We start from the raw sequence: 18,776 nt of genomic DNA, 5'->3' as shown, positions 1-18,776 counted from the left end.
CGAGGTGGTGGTTACGGGGATGACGACGGCACAGCGACCGACCCTGGAGGCGGTGGCCCGGCTGGCCGGCGTGTCCCGGGCCACCGTCTCCCGGGTGGTGAACGGCTCGACCACAGTCGCCGAGCCGATCCGGCAGGCGGTACGCCGGGCGGTCGAGGAACTCGGGTACGTCCCGAACCTCGCCGCCCGCAGCCTGGTCACCCAGCGGACCGACTCGGTGGCGCTGGTACTGCCCGAGGCGGCCACCCGGGTCTTCTCCGACGACCAGGTGTTCCCGGGCATCATCCGGGGCGCCGCGCAGGAACTGGAGGCGGCGGACAAGCAGCTCGTGCTGATGCTCGCCGGCTCACCGGCCGGGCACGAACGGGTCGAGCGGTACACCACCGGGCGGCACGTCGACGGGGTGCTGTTCGCCTCGCTGCACGGCGAGGACCCGCTGCCCGGCCGGCTCGCCCGCCTCGGCATTCCGGTGGTGTGCAGCGGACGGCCACTGGACGGCGCCGACGTGCCGTACGTGGACGTCGACCACGAAGGCGGCGTGAGCACGGCGGTCCAGCACCTGATCGCGAGCGGGCGGCGGCGGATCGCCACCATCGCCGGGCCGCAGGACATGGTGGCCGGGATCGAGCGGCTGATCGGCTACCGCAGCGCGATCACCGAGGCCGGGCTGCCGGAGCTGGTCGCGTACGGCGACTTCACCCGGGAGTCCGGCACCGCCGCGATGCGGGAGCTGCTCGCCGCCGACCCGGAACTGGACGCCGTGTTCGCCGCCTCCGACCTGATGGCGCACGCCGCCCTGCGCACGCTGCGGGAGGCCGGGCGGCGGGTGCCCGAGGACGTGGCGGTGATCGGGTTCGACGACATCGAGACGGCCGCCTACACCGAGCCGCCGCTGACCACAGTGCGGCAGCCGATAGTGGAGCTGGGCCGGTCGATGACCCGGCAGTTGCTGCGCATCGCGGCGGGCGAGACGGTCGAGCAGGCGCTGATGCTCCCCACGGAGCTGGTGCTGCGCGAGTCCGCGTAAGGAAGGGCCCCCTCTTAACGCCTCAGGTAGAGGAGGGGGCCCTTATTAACAGCCCGCTCCGCGTTAACCGGTCGCGGGGCGGGTGGCGGCGGGTCTAGGGTCCGCCCGATGAGTGCAGCCGAGATCCGTCCCGCCCGTCCCGACGACGCGCCCGCCGTGGTGGCGTTGCGCGCGCTCGTCTACCCCTACCTGGTGCGCGGCGTCGAGTCGACCCGCCGCATGATCGCCGAGCCGCCGCCCGGTGAGGGCTGGGCCGGCTGGGTCGCCGAGGCGGACGGGCAGATCGTCGGCTGGGTGTCGGCGTTCCGCAACACGCAGACCTCGACACCGGGCGTGGGCGAGATCGCCCTGCTGCACGTGCATCCGGAGCACCGCCGCCAAGGCGCCGGCACCTCGCTGTTCGACACCGCGCTCGGTCACCTGCGGACGCTCGGGACCACCCGGGTGCTCACCCACGCGCGTACCGAGTCGCTGCCGTTCGCGCAGCGGCACGGCTTCACACCCAGCCGGGAGTTGCGCTACTCGGCGCTCGACCTGACCACCGCCCCGCCGATGCCGCAGGTGCCGGCGGGCGTACGGCTGGTGTCCGCCGCCGGGCTCGACCCGCGCATGGTGCACCGGGTCGACGCCGAGTCGTCCCGGGACGAGCCGGGGGACGTGCCGACTGATGCGCTCGGCTTCGACCTGTGGCGGCACGAGTGCTGGGACAACCCGGGGCTGGACCGGGAGGCGAGCACGCTCGCCGAGGTGGACGGGGAACTCGTCGCGCTGAGCCTGGTCAAGCGGGACGGCGACCGGATGTGGTCGGACTTCACCGGCACGCTGCCCGCGTACCGGGGCCGGGGCTTGGCCCGGCTCACCAAGCAGGCCGCGCTGCACGCCGCCGCCGCGCGCGGGGTACGGACCGCGTACACCTCGAACGACGAGGCGAACGCGCCGATGCTGGCCGTGAACGAGCGGCTCGGCTACCGGCCGGTGGACAGCCAGTGGTCGTGCCGGCGCACGCTCAGCTGAGCCCGGCGGCCACCCGCACCGCTGTCGCGTACGTGTCGGCGCCGAACAGCACCAGCCGCGCCTCGGTGACGTGCTCCGGGGTGGCCGCGTGCAGCACGGTGAGCGCCTGCGCCACTGCGTCGTCGACCGGCCAGCCGTAGATCCCGGCGGAGATCAGCGGGAACGCCACCCGGGTCGCGCCCAGCCCGTCGGCGACGCGCAGGCTGTTGGCGTAGCAGTCGCGCAGCAGCGCCGAGCGGTCCTCGCGCGGCGAGAAGACCGGCCCGACGGTGTGCACCACCCAGCGGGCCGGCAGGTTGCCGGCGGTGGTGGCGACGGCCTGGCCGGTGGGCAGCCCGCGCGGGTAGCGGGAGGCGCGCAGCGCCTCGCACTCCTCCAGGATCGCCGGCCCGCCCCGGGCGTGGATCGCGCCGTCGACTCCCCCGCCGCCGAGCAGCGACGAGTTGGCGGCGTTGACTATCGCGTCGACCTGCTGCGCGGTGATGTCCCCCTCGATCAGGACGGTGTCCATCTCAGCTCTCCTCGACGGGCTGGCCCAGCGAGCGGCGGGCCAGCAGCGCGGCCCCGGCGACGGCGGCCGGCATGACCAGCACCGCGCCGAGCGGGATCAGGAAGCACAGGAAGACCGCCACCCCGAAACCGAGCGCGGTCGGGCGGTCGGCCCGCAGCCGCGCCCGCCGGTCCGGCAGCCGCATCCCGCGCCGGTAGAACGGCGCGCCGACCAGCTCCAGCGCCAGGAACCAGCCACCCACCAGGGCGCCGACCACCGGGACCACCGTCTGTCCCACCACCGGGATGAAACCGGCGGCGAACAGGGGTACGCCGATCAGCGCGGACAGCGCCACCAGGCGCAGCGAGTCGGCGACGCTGCGTCGCAGCGAGGACCAGAACGGCACGTCGACAGCACCGGGGGTGCCGCCGAGGCGGTTCTCGACCCGCTCCGAGATCGCCTCGTAGAACGGGTCGCCGATGACCAGCGTGACGGCGGTGAACGTGAGCACGCCGACCAGCCCGGCGACCCCGACGACCGCCAGCCCGGCGACGACGCGCAGCAGCCCGCGCCAGGTCGACGACCAGTCGTCGGCGAACGGGGTGAGCCAGCCCGCCAGGTCGTCCACGAAGTAGAGCAGCGTGGCGAACAGGGCCACGTAGAGCGCTCCGGTGATCAGCGCCGGGATCACGCCGAGCAGCATCAGCTTCGGGCTGCGGACGTACATGCCGAAGCCGCGCAGCAGCAGCCCGGCGCCGCCGAGGAAGCGGGTGGCCACGCCGGTGACCGGCGCGATCGTACGGGAGGCGTTCACGACGGCACAGCCTAGTGGGCCGGTGCACCACAATGGGCCGGTGCGTGCGTCCCGGCTGATCTCGCTTGTGCTGCTGCTCCAGTCCCGGGAGACGATGACCGCCGCCGAGCTGGCCCGCGAGCTGGAGGTGTCCGAGCGGACCGTCTACCGGGACGTGCTGGCGCTCTCCGCAGCCGGTGTCCCGGTGTACGCGGACCGGGGCCGGGCGGGCGGCTACCGGCTGCTGGGCGGCTACCGGACCCGGCTGACCGGGTTGAGCCGGGACGAGGCCGAGGCGCTGTTCCTGGCCGGGCTGCCCGGACCGGCCGGGGACATGGGACTGGCAGACGCGGTGGCCGCCGCCGAACTGAAGGTGCTGGCCGCGTTGCCGCCGAGCCTGCGGGACGCGCCCGCGCGTACCGGGCAGCGGTTCCACCTGGACGTGCCCGGCTGGTTCCGGGAGACCCCGGCGCCGCCGACGCTCGCCGAGCTGGCCCGGGCGGTCTGGCGGGACCTGATGGTGGAGCTGCGCTACCGGCGCGGGGACCGGGAGGTGACCCGCGTGCTGGCGCCGTACGGGCTGGTGCTGAAGAACGGGGTCTGGTACCTGGTCGGCCGGGTCGGTGACGGCTGGCGGACGTACCGGGTGGACCGGGTGGTGGCGGTCGACGTGAGCGCCGACGGCTTCGAGCGGGACGAGGACTTCGACCTCGGGGCGTACTGGCGGGAGCAGGCCGGCGCGTTCCTGCGCGAGCTGCTGCGGGAGCGGGTCACCGTGCGGCTCGGCCCGACGGGGTTGCGGGCGCTGCGGCACCTGGTGGACGCGCCGTTCGTCTACACCGAGGCGGTGGACGCGGCCGGGCCGCCGGACGAGCAGGGCCGGCTGGTGCTGCGGCTGCCGGTCGAGTCGATCGACGTGGCGTACACCCAGTTGCTGGCGCTCGGCCCGGAGGTGGAGGTGCTGGCGCCGCCGCGGCTGCGGGCCCGCTTCGCCGAGGCGACCCGCCGCGCGGCGGCGCTCTACACCGATCCGCCGTCAGACAGTCAGCGGTAGCCGGCCGGGTCGGCTGGCTTGCCCGGCTTGACCACCTCCTCGTAGTAGCGGGCCCAGTGCGGGCGGCTGCCGTCGACGTCGGTGAAGCCGTACACCTGGGCCAGGCCGCCGCTGTCCAGCGACTTGCCGTTCCAGCGGGCCCGGTCCGGGTCGGCGGCCAGGGCCGCGACCGCGCGCCCGACGAACGCCGGCGTCTCCGACATGACGAAGTGCGGCTCGGTAGCCGCGGCGTCGCGCCAGGTGGCCTCGGTGACGCCGTAGTGTTCGAGCATCGCCTCCGAACGCAGCCAGCCCGGCGTGAGCGCGACGGCGGTGCAGCCGTGCGGGGCCAGCTCGTGCGCCTGGCTGAAGCCGAGCCGGTTCACCGACACCTTCGCCAGGTCGTAGAAGACCGACAGGCGGTACTCGGTGTCGTTGTGCTCCTTGGTGCCGTCGCCGACCTCGACGACCAGCCCGCCCGGGTTGCGGATCAGCAGCGGCAGCGCGAAGTGGCTGGTGATGATGTGCGTGTCGACAGCCAGCCGCAGCGTGCGGAAACCGGCGTCGAGCGGCTGCTCCCAGACCGGCTTCTCCCACGTGATCAGCGGGTCCGCGCCCCAGACGTCGTTGACGAGCACGTCGAGGCGGCCCTGCTCGGCGTCGATCCGCTCGACCAGGGCGCGTACCTGCTCGGGGTCGAGGTGGTCGACAGCGACGGCGATCCCGGTTCCCCCGGCGGCGGTGACCAGCTCGGCGGTCTCCTCGATGGTCTCCGGCCGGTCCATCTCGGAGCGGCGCTCGCGGGTGGTGCGGCCGGTGGCGTAGACGGTGGCCCCGGCGGCGCCGAGCTGCACGGCGATCTGCCGGCCGGCGCCCCGGGTCGCGCCCGCGACGAGCGCGACAGTTCCGGTCAGTGGTGAGTTCATGGGACCACCGTGTCAGCGATACCTGACAACGGAAGTCCGGTTTCCCGAACGAACCGGATGGGCGATCATCACCGGTATGCACCTGCTGCTGTCCGGGATCGTCGGCTCAGTCGCGTACGGGCTGGCCGGACCCGGCTCGGACACCGACCGGATCGGCGTGTTCGCCGCGCCCACAGTCGCGTTCCACGGCCTGCGCCCGCCCCGCGAGTCGGTGGTCACCACCGACCCGGACGTCACGCTGCACGAGGCCCGCAAGTACGCGCTGCTGGCGCTGAGCGGCAACCCGACCGCCACCGAGCTGATGTGGCTGCCCGCCGACTGCTACGAGACACGCACCGAGTTCGGCGAGGAGCTGATCGCGATCCGGTCGGCGTTCCTCAGCGCGCCCCGGGTCCGCGACGCCTACCTCGGGTACGCCTCGCAGCAGTTCCGCAAGCTCGCCGGCCGGCCCGCCGACGCCGGTGGGCGGCGGCGCTCGGCGAAGCACGCCCGGCACCTGGCCCGGCTGCTCCACCAGGGTCGGGTGCTGTACGCGACAGGCGTGCTGGAGATCCGCCTCGCCGACCCGGAGTGGTTCCGCGCGTTCGGCGAGCGGGTCGCCGGTGGCGCGCTGGACGAGGCGCAGGCCCTGGTGGCGGCCGCCGAGGCGGAGTTCGACAGGGTCCGCTCGCCGCTCCCGGAGCGCCCGGACGAGGAGACCGCCGAACGCTGGCTGCTCGCCGTCCGAGCGGCCCACCTGCCGCGCTGACCGGACGGGTCAGTCCGCCAGGCGTACGCGTACCCGGCGGTTGGCCCGCCCCTTGCTCTCCACCTTGACCACTTGGACCTTGCCGATCTGGGCGGTGGAGGCGACGTGCGTGCCGCCGTCGGCCTGCACGTCCAGCCCGACGATGTCGACGATCCGCACCTCCTGCTCCTCCGGCGGGATCAGGTTCGACTGGGTACGGATGATGTCCGGCAGCGCGAGCGCCTCGGCGCGCGGCAGCACCCGCACCGCCACCGACCGGTCGGCCGCCACCTCGGCGTTCACCAGCTCCTCGATGCGCGCCTTGAAGTCCGGCGGCACCTCGGGCAGGTTGAAGTCCATCCGCGCCTCGCCCGGCTCCATGTTGCCGCCGGTCACGAGCGCGCCGAAGTCGCGGAACACCACGCCGCAGAGCACGTGCAGCCCGGAGTGGGTACGCATCAGCATGGTCCGGCGGGCGTCCTCCACCGCGCCGGCCACCTCGGTGCCGACCGACGGCAGCGGGTCACCCTCGGCCGGGATCAGCCACAGGTCGTCGCCCTTGCGGGTGCCGACGATCCGGGTCTGTACGCCCTGCCAGAGCAGCACCCCGTGATCCGGCGGCTGGCCGCCACCGCCCGGGTAGAACGCGGACCGGTCCAGCACGATGCCCTGCTCCGGATCGGCCGCCAGCACCCGGCAGGTCCACTCGCGCAGGGTCGGGTCGGCGAGGTCGAGCCGGTGCGTACGGCCGTGGTGTGTGACGCCCATGGTGGGCGACGTTACCCGTTCAGGAACTCCGAGACGCGCCCCCGCAGGTCGGCGCGTTCGGTCCAGAGCACGCCGGGGCGGTCGTACACGTGCAGGGTGGCGTTCGGGAGCGCGGCGGCGAGCTGTTCGGCGACGGCGACCGGATGCAGGTCGTCCTCGGCGGCGGCGATGACCAGGGCCGGCGCGGTGACCGCGGCGAGTGACCCGGCGTCGTCGAGCGGGGCCTGGGCGGGCAGGTCGGCCAGCCCCGGCGCGAGCCCGTCGCGCAGCAGCTGGTCGAGCCGCTGCCGCAGGTACGCCCAGCCGGCCGGGGTGTTGCGCACCGACGGCGGCAACTCCAGCGACACCGCGTCGGCCAGCGCCGAGGCGTCGCCGTCCGCCACCGCGTCGAGCAGGCCGGTGAGCCGGGCGCGGGCCGCCTCGCCGCGCGGCGTGTCCAGCACGGCGGGCAGGAAGAAGACGAGTTTCTCGAAGCGTTCCGGGCTCTCGGCGAGCAGCCGGCACAGCGCGCCCGCGCCGAGGCTGGCGCCGAACGCCCGGGTGGCGCCGCTCAGGTCGGCGACGGCGCGCAGGTCGCGGGCGAGGTCCAGGTAGCTCCACGGCCCGGGCGGGGAGTCGGAGCGGCCGTGCCCGCGGAACTGGAAGAAGACGCGCCGCCCGGTGACGCCGCTGCCGAACGGGCGGGTGGTGGCGATGCCGCTGCCCAGCCCGTGCGCGAACACGGTCACCGGATCACCGGCGCCGGTGACCAGCCGTTCCAGGCTCACGCCGTGCGGGGTGGCGACCAGTTCCGTCTCCGGCTCGGGCAGCGCGGGCCGTCCGGTCCGGGGCGCGCCGGGGCCGGGCCCCCAGGTGCGGGGACCGCCGTCCGGCGGCGGAGGCCAGCGGAAACCTCTCACCAGGACCCTCGGCCGTCGTGCAGGTCACGCAGGCCGGGCCGCACGTCGAGCAGGTAGATGAGACCGGCCGCGATGCCGATCAGTCCGAACAGGCTGATCGGGCCGAAGCCGAGCAGGGTGAGCGCCAGGCAGACCGCCAGGATGGCGATCCAGCCACCCTTGGGCAGCGTGCCGATCGCGGCGAACCCGTCGCCGCGCTGGGTGACCGCGTGCACCAGCGCCACGCCCTGAACGACCAGGGCGAAGACGAGCAGGATCAGCTGGATCACGCTTTGGACTGCGAACGCGAAGATCGGCGCGGCGGTGGCCATGGGAGCAAGCTTATGCCGAGACCCCGGAAACGTCCGACAGGACGTTGTCCGGGGTCCCGGTGGAGCATCAGATCATTCGGCGGCCGGGCGGGTCCGCTTCGTGGTCTTCGGCAGCTTCGCCGACGGGGTGGCCGGCTTCGCGGCCTTGGCGGCGGTCGTCTTGCCGGCGACCTTGGTCGCGGTCGCCTTGGTAGCGCGGGTCCGCTTCACCGCGGCCGGCTTGGCGGCCACCGCCTCGGCCACCTCGGCCGGGCTGGGCACCTCGGTCGTCGCGGCGGCGGTGTCCGGCTTCGCGGCCACCTCGGGCTTCGGGGTCTCGTCGGTCTTCGGGGCCACGTCGACGCCGGTGGCCTCGGTGGCCGCGATGTCGGCGTTCACCGTGTCGGCGGCCTCCAGCACGCCGGCGCCGACGACGCGCTCACCGCGGGCGACCAGCTCGGCGTACGCGGCCAGCGCGCGCTCCTGCGCGGCGTGCGCCCCGGCCACCACGACGGCGGCGTTGCGGGTGGCGGCCTCGCGCAGCTTGTCCAGGTTGGCGGCCTCGCGCAGCTTCTCCAGGTTGGCGGCCTCGCGCAGCTTCTCCAGGTTGGCGGCCTCGCGCAGCTTCTCCAGGTTGGCGGCCTCGCGGAGCTGGTCGAGGTCGGTGGCGACGGCCCGCTCACGCAGCCCGGTGGCGGTCTGGTTGGCGGTCTTCAGCGTCTCGGTGGCCTTCTGGCGCAGCTCGAAGCCGGTGACGACGGCCTTGCCGCCGAGGTCGGTCACGACCCGGGTGCCGAGGCCGCTGACCACGGTGGGCAGCTTGCGCAGCTGCTCCAGGGCCAGCTCACCGGCGCCGGCGGCGGCGTAGAGGGGTGCGGGGATGCGGTTGGTCTTCGGCTGGGTGGTCATGACTGTTCCTCCTCGGCCGCACCGGCGGCCTTCCGGGCCGCCCGGCGGGCGGTCGTGTGCTCAGGGGCGGCGGTGGTCGGCGCGGGCGCGGCACCCGCTTCGGTGACGGCTACCGATTCGAGGACCGCCTCGGTCGGGGTGCCCTCCGGCGTGACCGGACCGGTCGCGGCAGCCGCCACGGTCGCCGGGGCCTCCGGCGCGGTGGCCGTCTCGGTCGTGGTGGCCGCGTCCGCCGTCGTGGCCGCCTCGGTCGCCTCGGCCAGGCGGGCGTTCTCGCGCCGGAACGTCTCGTAGATCTGGGTGAGCGACTGCTTCTGGGCCATGGTCAGTTCGGGGTCGACGGCGATCGCCGCGAGCACGCCCTGGCCCTCCTTGTCGTCCAGCAGCCCGGCACGCAGGTACATCGCCGGGGTGGAGACCCGAAGCGCGCTGGCGAGCTGCTGGAGCACCTCGGCACTCGGCTTGCGCAGCCCGCGCTCGATCTGGCTCAGGTAGGGATTGCTGACGCCCGCCTGCTCGGCGAGCTGACGCAGCGAGATCTTCGCGTTGCGCCGCAGGTCGCGAATGAACCCGCCGACATCGGGAAGGTCCTTGCTGGTGGCCATGACTCAACGCTAGCTCGGGCCGCTAACTCCTGCAAGCAAAACGCTAGCCAGAGTTAGCGGGGTCACCGAAGACGGGTTGCGGAGGGGCATGTCCGGTCCGTACCGTTCCCTCCCGTGACCAAGATCGATATCAACGGCGCCCAGCTCGCGTACGACGAGAGCGGCACCGGTACCGCCGTGGTGCTGCTGCACGCCGGCATCGCCGACCGGCGGATGTGGCGCGGGCAGGTCCCGGCACTCGCCCAGCGGCACCGGGTGATCGCGCTGGACCTGCGCGGCTACGGCGAGTCGGAGCTGCCGCCCACGCCGTTCGCCCACCACGACGACGTGATCGGGCTGCTCGACGCGCTGGGCATCGAGCGGGCCGCGCTCGTCGGCTGCTCGTTCGGGGGCCGGGTCTCGGTGGACACCGCACTGGCCCGCCCGGAGCGGGTCTCGGCGCTGGCGCTGTTCGGCGCCCCGGTCTCCGGCAACGAGTGGTCCGAGGAGACCGAGCAGCTCTGGGAGGAACTGGTCGGCGACGTGGACCCGGAGGACTTCGCCGCCACCGCCGCCGGCGAGGTGCGGTTCTGGGTGGTCGGCCCGACCCGCCGCCCGGAGGACGTCGACCCGGAGCTGATCCGGTTCGCCGAGGAGATGGACCGCCGCGCGCTCGCCGCCGAGCAGGCGCTGAGCGCGATCGAGGTGGGCGAGCTGGACCCACCGGCGATCGACCGGCTGGGCGAGTTGCGCGTACCGGTGCTGGTCGGCACCGGCGCCGACGACCTGGCCGACATCCGCCGCCTGGCCGACCGCATCGCCGACGAGGCCCCCCAGGGCGTACGCATGCCCGACGTGCCGAACGCGGCCCACCTGCTCCCCCTGGAGCGCCCCACCGAGACGAACGCCGCCCTCCAGTCCTTCCTCCCCTGATCCCCCGCCCGCCCGCCGGCCTCGCCTCGGGCTCGGCTCGGCTCGCGCGATCTTGCACTTGCTGCCCCGGCAAACCGGGCATCACCGGCAGGCCGAGGGCCGAATGTGCAAGATCGGCGAGGCTAGGCAGGCGGGGCCGGCGGGCGGGGCCGGGGTCACCAGAGCGGGCGGATGGCGCCTACCGGAAGGCCGCCGCCCAGCAGGGGTGGCTCGGCGTACTCGGTGAGGATGGGGGCGCGCACGTCCAGGCGGGTCAGGGCCGACGCCAGCACCGGCATGCGAGCCCTGGCCGCGCCGTCGTCGATCTTCAGGGCGACGGCGCCGACCTCCGGGATCGCCGCCGCGATCACACCCTCCGCGCCGATCTTGGCGAGCAGACCGGGTACGCCCCGCATCAGCCGGGTGTCCTCCGCCTGGGTGCCGCCGACCAACTCCGGGTACGTGCGCATCGCGTCCGCCACGGTCCGCTCGACGGTGCCGGGCTCGGCGTCGACCAGCCGCAGGAACGCCCGCGCCAACCCGGTCAGCGAGACGGCCAGCACCGGCGCGCCGCAGCCGTCCACCCCGACCGCCGCCGCCCGCTCACCGGTGATCTCCTCGATCGTGGCGGTGAGGCACTCCTGGAGCGGGTGCTCGGGCCGCCAGTAGCCGTCCAACGGCCAGCCCGCGGCCAGGCAGGTACGCACCATGCCGGCGTGCTTGCCGGAGCAGTTCATCAGCACCCGTGCCGGACCGCCGCCGGCCCGCAGCACCGCCTCCCGGGCGGCCTCACCGAACGGCAGGTCCGGCGGGCAGTGCAACGCCTCCTCGGTCAGGCCGGCGTCCCGCAGCAGCGCCGTGACCCGTTCGACGTGGAACTCCTCGCCCGCGTGGCTCGCCGCGACCAGCGCGATGTCGGCCGGGTCGGTCAGCGGCAACCCGGCCCGGAGCATCCCGACCGCCTGCATCGGCTTGTTCGACGAGCGGGGGAAGATCGGCGAGGTGACGTCGCCGGCCCCGGCGACCGGCTCACCGGCGGCGTCGAGCACCACCACGGAACCCCGGTGGACGCCCTCCACGAAGCCGGACCGGACCACCTCGGCGAGCGGCACGCCGCCCTCGTACGTTTTTCCCACGGTATGGACGGTACCGAGGGGACGGGCCCGGTCGGCGGCGGGGTGACCTGCGACGTCGACCGGGCCGGTACGGGGTCGGAGCCGGGTGCGCCGCTTACCGGGCGGTAGCCGGGACGCCGAGCAGCGTACGGGCCTCGGCGGTGGTCAGCGGGGGGCGCTGGGCGAGCTGGGCGAAGCCCACCGCCCGCGCGACGAGCTGCATGTTGGACTCCACCGGGCGTCCCTTGGCGTACGTGACCGTGTCCTCCATGCCGACACGCAGGTGACCGCCGGTCGACAGCGAGGCCAGCATCACCGGGATGGTGCTGCGCCCGATTCCGGTGGCCGAGAACGTGGTGCCCTCGGGCAGGTCACGCAGCATCTGCTGGGCGGCGACCAGGGTCGCCGTGGTGCCGGGCATGCCACCCGGTACGCCCATCACGAAGTCGACGTGCACGTGCCCGCCGTGCGGCAGGCCGTACTTGCCGAGCAGCCGCTGCAACGCGGTGAGGTGACCCAGGTCGAAGATCTCGTACTCGGGGACGACGCCCCGCTCCTGCATCCGGGTGTGCAGGTCGACGATGAACTCCCACCGGTTGAGGAACACGTCGTCGCCGAAGTTGACGGTGCCCATGGTGCAGGAGGCCATGTCGGGCGCGGCGTCGAGCACCGCCAGCCGGGCCGACTCCGGGTCGGTCACCGCGCCGCCGGAGGAGAGCTGCACGATCAGGTCGGTGCCCTCCCGCAGCGCCGCCACCGTGTCGCGCAGCCGCCCCTGGTCGAGCGTGGGCCGCGCGTCGTCGTCGCGGATGTGGACGTGGATCACGGCGGCGCCGAGCGCCTCGCACTCCTTGGCGGTCAGCAGCAGCTCGTCGAGCGTCACCGGCAGCGCCGGCACCTCCGCCTTCGCCGACTCCGCGCCGGTGGGGGCAACCGTGATCAACGTCCCTGTCGTCATGCCCGGATCCTAGACCGGCGCCCGACGCCGGGTCGACCGGAGGATTTCCGGTGCGAGCGGCGTTAAGAAGGGGCCCTTCCTCTACCGGAGGCGTTAATAGGGGCCCCTTCCTTACACGTCAATGGCGGCGGCGCTCTCACCCACCAGCAGACGCGCGTCGTCGGGCGTGTTGCGCTTCAGCACGGCCAGCGCCACCTGACCCAGCTCGAAGTGCTGCACGGCGGTGCCCACGAAGCCGACGGTCCGCCCGTCGAGCGTCACCGGCGTACCGGCCACCGGCGGCTGGTCGCTCGCCACGCCGTCGAGGTGCAGCAGGACCAGCCGGCGAGGGGGTTTGCCCAGGTTGTGCACCCGGGCCACCGTCTCCTGCCCCCGGTAGCAACCCTTGTCCAGGTGCACGGCCGGGGCGATCAGGTCCACCTCGGCCGGGATCGTCCGGTGGTCGGTGTCCACCCCGGCCCGGGCCCGCTTGGCAGCCACCCGGATCGCCTCGTACGCCCACAGCCCCGCCACCGGCACTCCGGCGCCCCGCAGCTCCGCCACCACCCCGTCCATGGCCGCGCGGGGCACCAGCAGGTCGACGCCGAGCGCCACCCGCCGCGCCCATCCGCCGGCCGGCAGCGGCTTGACGTCGTACACCACCGAGGGCCGCGCGGGCAGCTCACCGGAACGGAACTTCGGACCCGGCACCGCTGCCACGTCGGGGGCGGCCAGCCCGGTGACGCCGAGCGTGTCGAGCGCGCCGGGCGTCTCCGGCCCGACCAGCGACAGCAGCGCGTGGTCGGCGGTGGCGTCGCGCGGGTCGACCTTGCTGAAGAACCGCATCTTCTCCAGGTACGACAGCAGGCCCTCGGTCATTCCCGGCTCGGTGTCCAGCCAGGTGGTCTCGCCGTCGTCGGCGACCATCGCGTGCTGCTCGACGTGCCCGTGCGGGGAGAGCACCAGCAGCTCGGTGCCCTGCCACGGCGCCAGCGCGGCCAGGTGCTGGCTGGTGAGGGTGTGCAGCCAGCTGATCCGCTCCTCGCCGGGTACCGCGATCACGCCCCGGTGCGAGCGGTCCACCAGGCCCACGCCGGTGGCCAGGAGCCGTTGCTCGCGCATCGGGTCGCCGTAGTGGGCGGCCACCGGGCCGACGCCCGCCGCCCGGTGGGCCGGTTCCGGCTGGTCCCGGGTCTGCTCGTCGATGGCGTCGGTGGTCACCGCGCCCGCGATGTCGATCATGTGCGTTCCCCGTTCTGTGCGCAGCGGCCGCAGACCCCGAAGAGCGCGACATGCCCGATGTCGACTGTGAACCCCCGCTGTTCGGCCAGCTGGTCGGCGAGCGGGCGGAGCATCTCGGGTGAGATCTCGTCGATCGCCCCGCACTCCCGGCACACCAGGTGCACATGCTGGTGCTCGCCGGCCGCGTGGTAGGTCGGCGAGCCGTGCGACAGGTGCGTGTGCGTCACCAGGCCGAGCCGTTCCAGCAGCTCGAGCGTGCGGTAGATGGTGGTGATGTTGACGCCGGCCGCCACCTCGCGCACCGCCGTGTGCACCTGCTCCGGGGTGGCGTGCCCCAGGTCGAGGACGGCCTGGAGCACCAGCTGCCGCTGCGCCGTCAGCCGCAGCCCGCGCGAGCGGAGCATTTCCGCGAGGGAGGATTCGGACACCCTTCGATCATAGTTCGGCCGCCGCACCACGCGGTCCGCCGCCGGGGTACGCCACTACGCTGCGCCAGTGGGTACGACACGGGTGGCGGTACTCGGCCGAGGGCTCGTACCGGCGGGTGAGCCGGTGCTGCGCGGCGACGACCGGGGCGTCCTGCACGGCGACGGCCTGTTCGAGACCCTGCACCTGCGTGACGGCCGTCCCTGGCTGCGCGAGGCCCACCTGACCCGTTTGCGGGCCGGTGCGGCGGCGATCGACCTGCCGCTGCCGCCGGACGCCGCGCTCGTCGAGCTGCTGGACACGGTCTGCGCCGGCTGGCCCGCGCGGACCGAGGGCGCGCTGCGGCTGGTCTGCACGCGAGGGCCGGAGGGCGGTGGGCCGCCCACGGTGTACGCGACGCTCGGCGAGGTGCCCGCGTCCGCCCGGCTGGCCCGGCGCGACGGGGTGACCGTGGCCACGCTGCCGCTCGGGGTGGCCGCCCGGTCCCGCCCCGAGCTGGGGTGGCTGCCCAGCGGTGTGAAGTCCACCTCGTACGCGCTGAGCACCGCCGCCCGGCGGTGGGCGCAGCGGACCGGCGTGGACGACGTGCTCTGGGTCTCGACGGACGGCTACGTGCTGGAGGGGCCCACCGCCAACGTGGTGTGGCTGCGCGACGGCACCCTCGCCACGGTCCCGGCGGCACAGACCGGAATCCTGCCCGGCGTGACCGCGAACCACCTGCTGGAACGGGCGGCGGAGCTGGATCTGACCCCCGCCGAACACCTGCCCACCGTGGCGGACCTGCACGACGCCGAGGCGATCTGGCTGACCAGCTCCCTACGTGGCGTAGCCGAGGTCACAGCCCTGAACGGAACCCCCCGTCCGAGTTCCCCCCTGACCCCCCGCATCCAGGCCCTCCTGAACTTCCCCCCACCCCCGCCCCCACCCCGTTGACCATGAGGTTGGCGGCGTCGGGTGACCGATTTGTCGCCGCCAACTTCATGATCGACGAGAACAAGGGGGCGGGGCGTCAGCCGGCTACCCGGGTTAGGCGGGCGGAGAGGTGGGGGCTCAGGGGCTGGCCCACCGCGGCCATCTCCTGGGCGTACAGCAGGGCGCCCTCGACGATGCCGAACAGCCGGGCACCGGCGGTGACCTCCTTCGCCGTGGCGGTACGCACGACGGCGTCGGTGGCGAACTCGATCTGCGTGCCCTTGCGCTTGCCGATGTGCAGCTCCATCACGCCGGTCGGCGTGGTCATCAGCGCCTCCAGCTCGTCGGTCACCCGCTCGCCGTCGAGCACCGGACGCCACCAGCCCACCTCGCGGCCGGCGGGACGCACCGGGCGGCTCTGCTCGTCCAGGATCCACGCCCGCGACTCGTAGAACAGGAACGGCCGGCCGTCGTGGCTGATCCGGATCTCCTGCGCGTAGTCGAAGTCCTCGATCGTCGGGAACCCACCCCGGCCCCGGCCACGCCACACCCCGATGTACGGCAGCAGGCCGTCCAGGCTCGGGTGCAGCTTCGGGCCGACGCGCAGGTCGTGGCTCTCCTGGTACGGGTACTCCTCGACCGGCGGCGCGTTCAACCACGGCGGCTGAAGCGGATTCTCACTATTCACAGCGCCACCTTCGTTCGCGACTGCGGGGCTCGCAAAACCGGCTCACTCCTCGCGCTCACCATTTACCTCTAGCTATGCGGACCGCGACGTACACCAGGCCACCGGCGAGCGCGCCCAAGCCGGCGACCAGCAGGCTGACGAACCCGATCTCGGTAACCATCCGGACCATCCTATGCTGGCGGCATGGCGCGCACTCTCGTCGTCAAGGCCACCGCCGGCGCGGACTCCCCGGAACGCTGCGCCCAGGCGTTCACAGTCGCCTCGACCGCAGCCGCGGCCGGGGTGGACGTGTCGCTCTGGCTCACCGGTGAATCCACCTGGTTCGCGCTCCCCGGGCGGGCGGAGACGTTCGAGCTGCCGCACTCCGCGCCGCTGGGCGAGCTGCTGCACGTGGTCCTGACCACGGGCCGGGTGACCGCCTGCACCCAGTGCGCGGCGCGGCGGGACATCGGCCCGGACGACGTCATCCCCGGAGTGCGCATCGCGGGCGCCGCGGTGTTCGTCGAGGAAGCGATGGCCGAGGGCGCGCAGGCGCTCGTCTACTGAGCGACCCACTCGGTTCGTCCACTCTGACCGGTGAGCCGATCCTGACCCGACATGTCCGGATTGCGCCTACTATGTGAACGTGAGTGAGGCGATCCAACAGTTCTTCGCGTCGTTGCCGGCGCGCGCCGCGTCAGTGCTGAACAGCCCGATCGGCGGCACGCTCCAGATCGACCTGGCCGACGGCAACCGCACCGAACACTGGTACGTGACGCTGGCCCCCGGATCGGCCCAGGTGAGCCGGGAGGAGCAACGGCCGGCCGACGGCGTGCTCACCCTCTCCACCGAACTGTTCGAGAAGCTGGTCACCGGCCGGGAGGCCGGCATGGCCGCGGTGCTGCGCAACGAGGCCACGTTCAGCGGGCACGTCGTGCTGTTCCTGGCGTTCCGCCGGTTCCTGCCGGCCCGGCCCGACGTACGGGATCCGCGCGACGCCGCCCGTGAACACGTCCGGCGGCTGGCGTGAAGGACCGGGTCAGCATCCTCGACGGCAACACCTTCCTGGTCAGCGACGATCGCGGCAACATCCGGCCGTCGTACGACTTCCCCACCGGGCTGTTCTCCTTCGACACCCGGTTCCTCTCCACCTGGATCCTCACCCTCGACGGGCAACCCCTGCACGCCCTCTCCATCGACGACTCGCTGTCGTACAAGACGCGGTACTTCCTGGTCCCCGGCGAGCCGACGCACTACCTCGACGCGAAGGTCTCGGTGATCCGCAGCCGTGCGATCGGCGGCAGCCTGGACGAGGAACTGACCCTGCTCAACCACTCCGAGCAGGAGATGGAGTTCCACCTCCGGCTGGAGATCGGCTCCGACTTCGCCGACCTGTTCGAGATCAAGCACCAGCGGGACAAGAAGGGCCGCACCACGCCGACGGTGGAGACGAACGCGCTGCGGCTGACCTACCGCCGGCAGGCGTTCCACCGCGAGACGCTGGTGACCAGCAGCGCGCCGGCCGAGGTCGACGAGAGCGGAATGACGTTCCGGATCCGGGTCGGCCCGCACGGCGAGTGGACCACCCGGCTGCACATCGACACGGTCATCTACGGCGCGCGGGGCGAGGACATCCGCGCCATCCTGCCGCTGGGCGGTCAACGCACGGCGGCCGACATCGAAACGGAACAGAGCGCCCTGATCAGTCGCGCGCCGAAGCTCGGCTGCGACTGCGAGCCGCTGGCCGGGGCGTACCGGCGCAGCCTCAACGACCTCGCCGCCCTCCGGTACGAGTCGATCACGCTCGGCGTCCGGCTGCTCGCCGCCGGCCTGCCCTGGTTCATGACGCTGTTCGGCCGGGACAGCATCTTCACCTCGCTGCAGGTGCTGCCGTTCCTGCCCGAGATGGTCAAGCCCACCATCGTCATGCTCGCCGGCCTTCAGGGCAGCCGGGTCGACGACTTCCGGGACGAGGAGCCCGGCAAGATCCTGCACGAGCTGCGCTACGGCGAGACCGCCGGCTTCGAGGAGCAGCCGCACTCGCCGTACTACGGGGCGGCCGACACCACGGCGCTGTTCGTGATCCTGCTCGACGAGTACGAGCGGTGGACCGGGGACGCCGACCTCGTGCGCAAGCTGGAGCACGAGACGCGGGCGGCGCTGACCTGGCTGGACACGTACGGCGACCTGCTCGGCACCGGCTACGTCTGGTACATGTCCCGCAACCCCGAGACCGGCCTGCCGAACCAGTGCTGGAAGGACTCTCCGGACGCGATCTCCTACGCCGACGGGCAGATGCCCGAGTTCCCCCGGGCCACGTGCGAACTTCAGGGGTACGCGTACGACGCGAAACTGCGCGGCGCCCGGCTGGCCCGCACCTACTGGAACGACCCGACGTACGCCGACCGGCTGGAACACGAGGCGGCGGCGCTGAAGGAACGGTTCAACCGTGACTTCTGGATCCCGGACCGGGAGTACTACGCGCTGGCGCTCGACCCGCGGGGCCGCCAGGTGGACGCGCTCACGTCCAACATCGGCCACCTGCTGTGGAGCGGCATCGTCGACGAGTCACGGGCCCCGGCCGTCGCCGCCCACCTGCTCGGCCCGCGCCTGTTCTCCGGGTGGGGCGTCCGCACGCTCGCCGACGACCAGGGCCGGTACAACCCGGTCGGCTACCACGTCGGCACGGTGTGGCCGTTCGACAACTCGATCATCGCCTGGGGCCTGTGGCGGTACGGCTTCCGGCAGGAGGCCGGCCGGATCTGCGACGCCCTGCTCAGCGCGTCGCACTACTTCGACGGACGACTGCCCGAGGTGTTCGCCGGCTACGAGCGCGGCCTCACCGACTACCCGGTGGAGTACCCCACCGCGTGCAGCCCGCAGGCGTGGTCCGCCGGCACCCCGCTGCTGCTGCTCCGGGTGATCCTGGGCCTGGAACCGCAGGGCGAGCACCTGATCATCGACCCGGCGGTGCCGCCCGGGATGGGCCGGGTGGAACTGCTCGACATCCCGGGCCGCTGGGGCCGGGTGGACGCGCTGGGCCGCAGCCGGGAGCCGCACTCCGAACAGCCGTCACCACCGGCGCTCACCCTGCCCGGCGGTTGA

At 73.3% G+C, this 18,776-nt stretch carries 23 protein-coding genes; 9 read left to right on the top strand and 14 right to left on the bottom strand.

The features are described 5' to 3' along the window. Positions 1–19 precede the first annotated feature (19 nt). Both O7604_RS11990 and O7604_RS11985 read left to right on the top strand, forming a co-directional pair. On the top strand, positions 20–1,027 hold the full coding sequence (locus O7604_RS11990) for a LacI family DNA-binding transcriptional regulator (protein ID WP_269703851.1): 1,008 nt from the start codon (positions 20–22) through the stop codon (positions 1,025–1,027). Between the two features lie 108 nt (positions 1,028–1,135). After that, positions 1,136–2,041, top strand: coding sequence for a GNAT family N-acetyltransferase (locus tag O7604_RS11985; RefSeq protein ID WP_281579661.1), 906 nt, complete (start codon positions 1,136–1,138; stop codon positions 2,039–2,041). On the opposite strand, the gene O7604_RS11980 is transcribed toward O7604_RS11985, so the two are convergent. Then, positions 2,034–2,552 (bottom strand): O-acetyl-ADP-ribose deacetylase, encoded by a 519-nt coding sequence (locus O7604_RS11980; protein ID WP_281579660.1) that lies wholly within the window; start codon positions 2,550–2,552, stop codon positions 2,034–2,036. The two genes, O7604_RS11985 and O7604_RS11980, sit on opposite strands and share 8 nt — an antisense overlap. A 1-nt stretch (position 2,553) precedes the next feature. Continuing rightward, entirely contained in the window at positions 2,554–3,345 is a 792-nt protein-coding gene (locus tag O7604_RS11975; RefSeq protein WP_281579659.1) for an EI24 domain-containing protein, read from the bottom strand. A 40-nt stretch (positions 3,346–3,385) separates the two neighbouring features. Here O7604_RS11975 and O7604_RS11970 point away from each other — a divergent pair, with 40 nt between their 5' ends. Further along, positions 3,386–4,378, top strand: coding sequence for a WYL domain-containing protein (locus O7604_RS11970; protein ID WP_281579658.1), 993 nt, complete (start codon positions 3,386–3,388; stop codon positions 4,376–4,378). Here O7604_RS11970 and O7604_RS11965 read toward each other — a convergent pair. Beyond that, on the bottom strand, positions 4,369–5,283 hold the full coding sequence (locus O7604_RS11965; protein WP_281579657.1) for an SDR family oxidoreductase: 915 nt from the start codon (positions 5,281–5,283) through the stop codon (positions 4,369–4,371). The two genes, O7604_RS11970 and O7604_RS11965, sit on opposite strands and share 10 nt — an antisense overlap. Before the next feature lie 76 nt (positions 5,284–5,359). Between O7604_RS11965 and O7604_RS11960 the strand changes: the two genes are divergently transcribed. After that, positions 5,360–6,031: a nucleotidyltransferase domain-containing protein gene (locus O7604_RS11960; protein ID WP_281579656.1), complete on the top strand. Its 672-nt coding sequence runs from the start codon at positions 5,360–5,362 to the stop codon at positions 6,029–6,031. Positions 6,032–6,040: 9 nt separating this feature from the next. On the opposite strand, the gene O7604_RS11955 is transcribed toward O7604_RS11960, so the two are convergent. From O7604_RS11955 to O7604_RS11935, 5 genes are all read right to left on the bottom strand, one after another. Next, on the bottom strand, positions 6,041–6,778 hold the full coding sequence (locus O7604_RS11955; RefSeq protein ID WP_281579655.1) for an alanyl-tRNA editing protein: 738 nt from the start codon (positions 6,776–6,778) through the stop codon (positions 6,041–6,043). Positions 6,779–6,789: 11 nt separating this feature from the next. Next, positions 6,790–7,677 (bottom strand): alpha/beta hydrolase, encoded by an 888-nt coding sequence (locus O7604_RS11950; RefSeq protein WP_281579654.1) that lies wholly within the window; start codon positions 7,675–7,677, stop codon positions 6,790–6,792. After that, entirely contained in the window at positions 7,674–7,988 is a 315-nt protein-coding gene (locus O7604_RS11945) for a DUF2516 family protein (RefSeq protein ID WP_262013214.1), read from the bottom strand. Before O7604_RS11945 ends, O7604_RS11950 begins: the two co-directional genes overlap by 4 nt. Before the next feature lie 72 nt (positions 7,989–8,060). After that, on the bottom strand, positions 8,061–8,876 hold the full coding sequence (locus O7604_RS11940; RefSeq protein ID WP_269703842.1) for a hypothetical protein: 816 nt from the start codon (positions 8,874–8,876) through the stop codon (positions 8,061–8,063). Next, positions 8,873–9,481, bottom strand: coding sequence for a helix-turn-helix transcriptional regulator (locus O7604_RS11935; protein WP_269703841.1), 609 nt, complete (start codon positions 9,479–9,481; stop codon positions 8,873–8,875). The genes O7604_RS11940 and O7604_RS11935 overlap by 4 nt, the downstream gene beginning before the upstream one ends. A gap of 114 nt (positions 9,482–9,595) precedes the next feature. Between O7604_RS11935 and O7604_RS11930 the strand changes: the two genes are divergently transcribed. Further along, positions 9,596–10,393 carry an alpha/beta hydrolase gene (locus O7604_RS11930; protein WP_269703840.1) on the top strand — a complete coding sequence of 266 codons (798 nt, stop codon included), beginning with the start codon at positions 9,596–9,598 and terminating at the stop codon, positions 10,391–10,393. Between the two features lie 155 nt (positions 10,394–10,548). On the opposite strand, the gene O7604_RS11925 is transcribed toward O7604_RS11930, so the two are convergent. The 4 genes from O7604_RS11925 to O7604_RS11910 form a co-directional block, all read right to left on the bottom strand. Beyond that, positions 10,549–11,508, bottom strand: a complete 960-nt coding sequence (locus tag O7604_RS11925; RefSeq protein ID WP_269703839.1) for an asparaginase — start codon at positions 11,506–11,508, stop codon at positions 10,549–10,551. Positions 11,509–11,602: 94 nt separating this feature from the next. Next, positions 11,603–12,445 carry a 3-keto-5-aminohexanoate cleavage protein gene (locus O7604_RS11920; protein ID WP_269703838.1) on the bottom strand — a complete coding sequence of 281 codons (843 nt, stop codon included), beginning with the start codon at positions 12,443–12,445 and terminating at the stop codon, positions 11,603–11,605. Positions 12,446–12,556: 111 nt separating this feature from the next. Then, positions 12,557–13,666, bottom strand: a complete 1,110-nt coding sequence (locus O7604_RS11915) for a folate-binding protein (RefSeq protein WP_269703837.1) — start codon at positions 13,664–13,666, stop codon at positions 12,557–12,559. Further along, complete coding sequence (locus O7604_RS11910) at positions 13,663–14,070, bottom strand: Fur family transcriptional regulator (RefSeq protein WP_269706987.1); 408 nt, start codon at positions 14,068–14,070, stop codon at positions 13,663–13,665. Before O7604_RS11910 ends, O7604_RS11915 begins: the two co-directional genes overlap by 4 nt. A gap of 91 nt (positions 14,071–14,161) precedes the next feature. Here O7604_RS11910 and O7604_RS11905 point away from each other — a divergent pair, with 91 nt between their 5' ends. Continuing rightward, positions 14,162–15,025, top strand: a complete 864-nt coding sequence (locus O7604_RS11905) for an aminotransferase class IV (RefSeq protein ID WP_281579653.1) — start codon at positions 14,162–14,164, stop codon at positions 15,023–15,025. Positions 15,026–15,101: 76 nt separating this feature from the next. Here O7604_RS11905 and O7604_RS11900 read toward each other — a convergent pair whose 3' ends face one another. Next, entirely contained in the window at positions 15,102–15,692 is a 591-nt protein-coding gene (locus O7604_RS11900) for an FABP family protein (RefSeq protein ID WP_281579652.1), read from the bottom strand. A gap of 55 nt (positions 15,693–15,747) precedes the next feature. After that, the gene (gene mtfM, locus O7604_RS11895; protein ID WP_013288813.1) at positions 15,748–15,852 is read right to left on the bottom strand and encodes a small membrane protein MtfM; all 105 of its coding nucleotides are present in this window, start codon (positions 15,850–15,852) and stop codon (positions 15,748–15,750) included. Positions 15,853–15,875: 23 nt separating this feature from the next. Here mtfM and O7604_RS11890 point away from each other — a divergent pair, with 23 nt between their 5' ends. From O7604_RS11890 to O7604_RS11880, 3 genes are all read left to right on the top strand, one after another. Continuing rightward, positions 15,876–16,238, top strand: coding sequence for a DsrE family protein (locus O7604_RS11890; protein ID WP_121686554.1), 363 nt, complete (start codon positions 15,876–15,878; stop codon positions 16,236–16,238). A gap of 73 nt (positions 16,239–16,311) precedes the next feature. After that, on the top strand, positions 16,312–16,701 hold the full coding sequence (locus O7604_RS11885) for an SCP2 sterol-binding domain-containing protein (protein ID WP_269703835.1): 390 nt from the start codon (positions 16,312–16,314) through the stop codon (positions 16,699–16,701). Then, entirely contained in the window at positions 16,698–18,776 is a 2,079-nt protein-coding gene (locus O7604_RS11880; RefSeq protein ID WP_281579651.1) for a glycogen debranching N-terminal domain-containing protein, read from the top strand. Before O7604_RS11885 ends, O7604_RS11880 begins: the two co-directional genes overlap by 4 nt.

Origin of the sequence: Micromonospora sp. WMMA1947, assembly GCF_027497355.1 — a bacterium.
Taxonomy (GTDB): domain Bacteria; phylum Actinomycetota; class Actinomycetes; order Mycobacteriales; family Micromonosporaceae; genus Micromonospora.
This window is presented reverse-complemented; position numbering and strand designations above follow the sequence as displayed.

Coding starts and splice junctions, on each gene's coding strand:
- O7604_RS11890 (WP_121686554.1), top strand. CDS start 15,876: ATGGCGCGCACTCTCGTCGTCAAGGCCACCGCCGGCGCGGACTCCCCG.
- O7604_RS11935 (WP_269703841.1), bottom strand. CDS start 9,481: ATGGCCACCAGCAAGGACCTTCCCGATGTCGGCGGGTTCATTCGCGAC.
- O7604_RS11945 (WP_262013214.1), bottom strand. CDS start 7,988: ATGGCCACCGCCGCGCCGATCTTCGCGTTCGCAGTCCAAAGCGTGATC.
- O7604_RS11960 (WP_281579656.1), top strand. CDS start 5,360: ATGCACCTGCTGCTGTCCGGGATCGTCGGCTCAGTCGCGTACGGGCTG.
- O7604_RS11955 (WP_281579655.1), bottom strand. CDS start 6,778: ATGGGCGTCACACACCACGGCCGTACGCACCGGCTCGACCTCGCCGAC.
- mtfM (WP_013288813.1), bottom strand. CDS start 15,852: ATGGTTACCGAGATCGGGTTCGTCAGCCTGCTGGTCGCCGGCTTGGGC.
- O7604_RS11980 (WP_281579660.1), bottom strand. CDS start 2,552: ATGGACACCGTCCTGATCGAGGGGGACATCACCGCGCAGCAGGTCGAC.
- O7604_RS11985 (WP_281579661.1), top strand. CDS start 1,136: ATGAGTGCAGCCGAGATCCGTCCCGCCCGTCCCGACGACGCGCCCGCC.
- O7604_RS11990 (WP_269703851.1), top strand. CDS start 20: ATGACGACGGCACAGCGACCGACCCTGGAGGCGGTGGCCCGGCTGGCC.
- O7604_RS11910 (WP_269706987.1), bottom strand. CDS start 14,070: ATGCTCCGCTCGCGCGGGCTGCGGCTGACGGCGCAGCGGCAGCTGGTG.
- O7604_RS11915 (WP_269703837.1), bottom strand. CDS start 13,666: ATGATCGACATCGCGGGCGCGGTGACCACCGACGCCATCGACGAGCAG.
- O7604_RS11940 (WP_269703842.1), bottom strand. CDS start 8,876: ATGACCACCCAGCCGAAGACCAACCGCATCCCCGCACCCCTCTACGCC.
- O7604_RS11920 (WP_269703838.1), bottom strand. CDS start 12,445: ATGACGACAGGGACGTTGATCACGGTTGCCCCCACCGGCGCGGAGTCG.
- O7604_RS11965 (WP_281579657.1), bottom strand. CDS start 5,283: ATGAACTCACCACTGACCGGAACTGTCGCGCTCGTCGCGGGCGCGACC.